The 3,626-nt window shown below is 53.3% G+C and carries 6 protein-coding genes; 1 reads left to right on the top strand and 5 read right to left on the bottom strand.

The features are described 5' to 3' along the window. The 4 genes from KJ970_13910 to KJ970_13925 form a co-directional block, all read right to left on the bottom strand. The coding region (locus KJ970_13910) for a hypothetical protein (protein MBU2692010.1) at positions 1-950 on the bottom strand (950 nt) is incomplete at its 3' end. Further along, positions 947-1,201, bottom strand: a complete 255-nt coding sequence (locus KJ970_13915) for a hypothetical protein (GenBank protein ID MBU2692011.1) — start codon at positions 1,199-1,201, stop codon at positions 947-949. The genes KJ970_13910 and KJ970_13915, both read right to left, overlap by 4 nt. 35 nt (positions 1,202-1,236) lie before the next feature. Then, the gene (locus tag KJ970_13920; protein MBU2692012.1) at positions 1,237-1,569 is read right to left on the bottom strand and encodes a hypothetical protein; all 333 of its coding nucleotides are present in this window, start codon (positions 1,567-1,569) and stop codon (positions 1,237-1,239) included. Between the two features lie 56 nt (positions 1,570-1,625). Beyond that, positions 1,626-1,835 (bottom strand): excisionase family DNA-binding protein, encoded by a 210-nt coding sequence (locus KJ970_13925; GenBank protein MBU2692013.1) that lies wholly within the window; start codon positions 1,833-1,835, stop codon positions 1,626-1,628. An 89-nt stretch (positions 1,836-1,924) separates the two neighbouring features. Between KJ970_13925 and KJ970_13930 the strand changes: the two genes are divergently transcribed. Further along, entirely contained in the window at positions 1,925-3,121 is a 1,197-nt protein-coding gene (locus tag KJ970_13930) for a hypothetical protein (protein MBU2692014.1), read from the top strand. Positions 3,122-3,130: 9 nt separating this feature from the next. Here the strand turns inward: KJ970_13930 and KJ970_13935 are convergent, their stop codons facing one another. Continuing rightward, entirely contained in the window at positions 3,131-3,490 is a 360-nt protein-coding gene (locus KJ970_13935; protein ID MBU2692015.1) for a hypothetical protein, read from the bottom strand. Positions 3,491-3,626: the final 136 nt, after the last annotated feature.

Below are 3,626 nucleotides of genomic sequence, written 5' to 3' on the forward strand. Positions count from 1 at the left end.
CCGCAATCCAATATCGCACCCTTGAATGGATCGGGGAAATAATCCAGCGGAGCAGCATCCTCAAGGGCTTTCTCGAAGCAGGATCTAAAACCATCGGGATCGGACTTATACCAATCATTTGTGTCCTTGATGCCCTCCGGTGGCTGCAAGATAAATACGTCCCCGACCCAATGCAAGGCTCGCAACCGCTTTGACAAACCATCAACAAACTGGCAGCCTGCATCATCCCGCTCCTGAACGATGTAGATGTAGGGCACATCCCGAATGTGGACAAGTTCCAATTTCTCCGCATTGGATGCCCCGGGTATACCAAGGACAGGGTAGTCATAATGGAGCAGGGTCCAGGTGCAGGACTCACCCTCAACGAGCACGACGAAACACTTGTCTTCCCGTTGCGCCAACCAGTTCAGACCATAGACCCTAGCCGAGTCGCCTGTGTTGTGGTTGTATTTTGGCTTGCCGTTCAGAGAAGCACGCCACTTGATCATGATTTCTCGTCCCCCGGCATCAAAATATGGGACGGCGACCCGCCCGGATGGATTATCCCGAAGACCAAGTTGGCGGAGGTATTCCTCGGGCAGGGCCGTCTTCTCTGCCAGGGCTGAAACTGTGACAGGTTCGGATTCTGGGGAGGTGCTCAGCTCGGGCCTGCCTCCAGTGGCTTGAACGGATTCTGATTTGCATGCCGTTGGGGCTTGGCGTTCATCCCTGGAAATGTCGTTTGGTCCAAGGCCAAGAGCATGTTGGATCTCTTCGTAGGAACATCCCGCATGGCATTTGAGTAATACCCGGCCGCCCTCACCTTCCGAGATACTCAGCGATGGGTCTTTATCATTGTGCGCCGGGCAAAGGGCCATCGCCCCCGACGTTGTCCTCCGCACTCCCTGCAGCCTGTCGAGGACAGCATCGAACCTTATGCCGGTGGTCGGCGTGTCTGATAGCGTGCTCATGATTCGACAAAGACCCGGAACGGCAAGCCACCCTGGATGTCGATCCGTTCAATTTGGCCATTGTCGACTCGGGTCATCTCATCGAACAGATCGATGACCTGCTTCTTCAGAAGGAAGTCATCCTTGCCCTTCGCGGGACCAGGGCCAGCCCGGCCTAATCGGATCTCCCGCACGACTCTGGGCGGTGGATCGAGGACGGGCTCGCCATTTTCACCAGCGGGATCCGCCCTAGGAATTTCATGTCTATTCATTAGAGCCTCCACTTCATGGCCAGCTCAGCAGTCTGTTACTTCGGCTGTGATTCTCTTATGGGACTTTCAATAAAGACTCTGAAAGGTTTACCATGCCGAACTTCAATTCGCTCGATGGTTCCGGTACCTAAACGATCTAGTTCGCTGAAGAATTGAATAACCTCTGTCTGAAGCTCAAAATCTGTGAGCTGACATTCGGGTCGCGGATCGTTATCACCCGGAATTTTCAATTCTCGGACTATCCGCGGTGGAGGATCAGAAAAGGGTTCACCATCAACAACCAAGAGTCCATGGATACTTCCGTAATTGAGAAGCTGCATGGTTTCGACAAGCCATTGCCTATTTGCGCTGATTGTAGACTTCCTCATTTTTGGAATCTCCAGTTCATGACTTGCGACGCCCCAAAACAACACTCACGTATCCATCAGGATGGGCTCTGATGCCGGACAGATCGCATTGCCCGGTCCGCATGTCCCCCAAGCCACCGTTCCCAAGCCTCCCGAGGAATCCGGAGTGTCCTTCCGATTCGAACCGATGGGATCACACCATCCGCAATTAATTGGTAGACGCGACCTGTCGTTACCCCCAACAAAGGTGCGATATCAGCTGGCCGGAGTAGTTGCTTGTCGTTCATAGTGATCCCCCTTGAAAGACCCATGCACTTTTGTCTTGTCCTGTGTACCATCCTATCGTATCTTCATGAAATATGAGTGGAGGATACGCATGGATAAACCAACAACGGAGACACAGCTCCGCAAATGGCTAGAAAAGGAACTCAGGGGACCGGTATTAAAACCAATCTGGAAATATCTGGTGGACGGCGCCTATGTCCTCGATGCCTTAGTTCCTCACGAGCCGCGCGGACTAGACAATCTTCTCGAAGCGGCGCGCAAATTTAACGCCATGTTGCTTGGATATCAGCCTGGTAGAAAAAGAAACCGGGTACAAAAATCAAGGGTCCAAGCTCTATTGCCGAAGGCAGAGATTCTGAGAGCCCAGGTTACAGCCAATTATCTGGCACGCATGGCGGCTTACGCACCTGGAGTACTCCGTTTCCGGAAAGTAATCCTTGATGGAAAGACCCTGACCACAAAGCAAGCTGGAGTCCTATTGGATTCAGAGGCTCCTCGCATCTTCGGATTGAGCTTTTTCAAGAAGCATGAAATCCCGTTGGTCGGACAAAACTCCTGGATCGTCTTCTACGGCAAGAACGGCCAAGTGCGCCCGATGTACTCGCCCAAGAACTCAATGATTGAGATCCAATGGAAGGGACATAACTTGGACGTTCCCTACGACAGAGACCTAAGGTTGCGCATGGATGATGACAAGACGCCACAACTCACTATTCTGGGTCATCGATTCACTCCACTTCCTCCGAAGCGAGGGTTCCATCGAGGTTCACAGACATCGGTTCTGCCCGGATCGATCTTTGCTGAACTGCGTGAGGCGAGTCTAGAGCTGACAGAGGCTTTCGGATGGCACGAGGAGGACGCAACCTGGTTTGTGCTTACCGAGGACCCTCCGCAGTCCAGTCCGCTTGAAGTCGAGCCAGAGGGGATGCTGCGACATGACCATCATCGCTTGCGTCTGCGAATCACCGTAGATCCATGGGTCTCACCGAAGACCCTCATGAACGTTTACCAATACCTGCAAAAACAATCGACTGGTCGTCAAAGTCATCGGTTCAGCGAGCGAAATCTAATGCTGGTGGATGAAGTCTCAGAACAGATTCACAAGCATGATCCGGTGCCGTCATGGCGAGAACTGATGCGTCTCTGGAACAGAGCGCATCCGGACCTTGCTTACGACCACCCCCAGCGCTTCCATCGAGATTTTAGGCGCACAGCTGAAAAGCTAATCATCCCCGAGTATTTCTGGCCATGGTTCGCGCCCAAGAAAAAGACAAAGCCTAAGAAGTAACATCCTAGCTTAGACTACTGGACAGCACTGGTCGTGGAAAAGCCGCGCCCAACTAACCTTTTGCATTTTCCAATTGCTTTCGATCACGATCTTTCTGATATGGTGTTCGGTCACCTGATCCCGGCCATCCGTCGTTCTTGGAAGAAACAAGATCTCCTCCTGGATCTCAGGTGCAAGGCTCAGCAAATCCATGATCTGGCTGACCCTCGCGCGGCTCACACCACCTAGCCTGGCCAGATCGGCGTAATCCTTTACAATTCCTTGGCGAATTAGATCGTCGTAACGGATTGCCAGGGCCATGAGGCGGGATATTCGCGGGACTCGGCCTGGTTTAACAGATGGCGGTGTCGGTCTGGCTCCCCTCTTCAACCGTCGACGCCCTCTGTCACCGTTCCGAAAGTGGACTTTGAACTCCAGGGTCGGGCCGGCTGACAAGGCCGCCGCCGTCTCCGGGCGTGCCTTCCCGCTCATGGTGCCCCCTCCTGTGAGAGCGCTTTGATCCCCG

Source organism: Candidatus Eisenbacteria bacterium, from assembly GCA_018831195.1.
In the GTDB taxonomy this organism is placed as follows: domain Bacteria; phylum Eisenbacteria; class RBG-16-71-46; order CAIMUX01; family JAHJDP01; genus JAHJDP01.

Excerpts from the sequence above, each read along its gene's own strand:
- KJ970_13915 (MBU2692011.1), bottom strand. The coding sequence starts at position 1,201 with ATGAATAGACATGAAATTCCTAGGGCGGATCCCGCTGGTGAAAATGGC.
- KJ970_13920 (MBU2692012.1), bottom strand. The coding sequence starts at position 1,569 with ATGAGGAAGTCTACAATCAGCGCAAATAGGCAATGGCTTGTCGAAACC.
- KJ970_13930 (MBU2692014.1), top strand. The coding sequence starts at position 1,925 with ATGGATAAACCAACAACGGAGACACAGCTCCGCAAATGGCTAGAAAAG.
- KJ970_13925 (MBU2692013.1), bottom strand. The coding sequence starts at position 1,835 with ATGAACGACAAGCAACTACTCCGGCCAGCTGATATCGCACCTTTGTTG.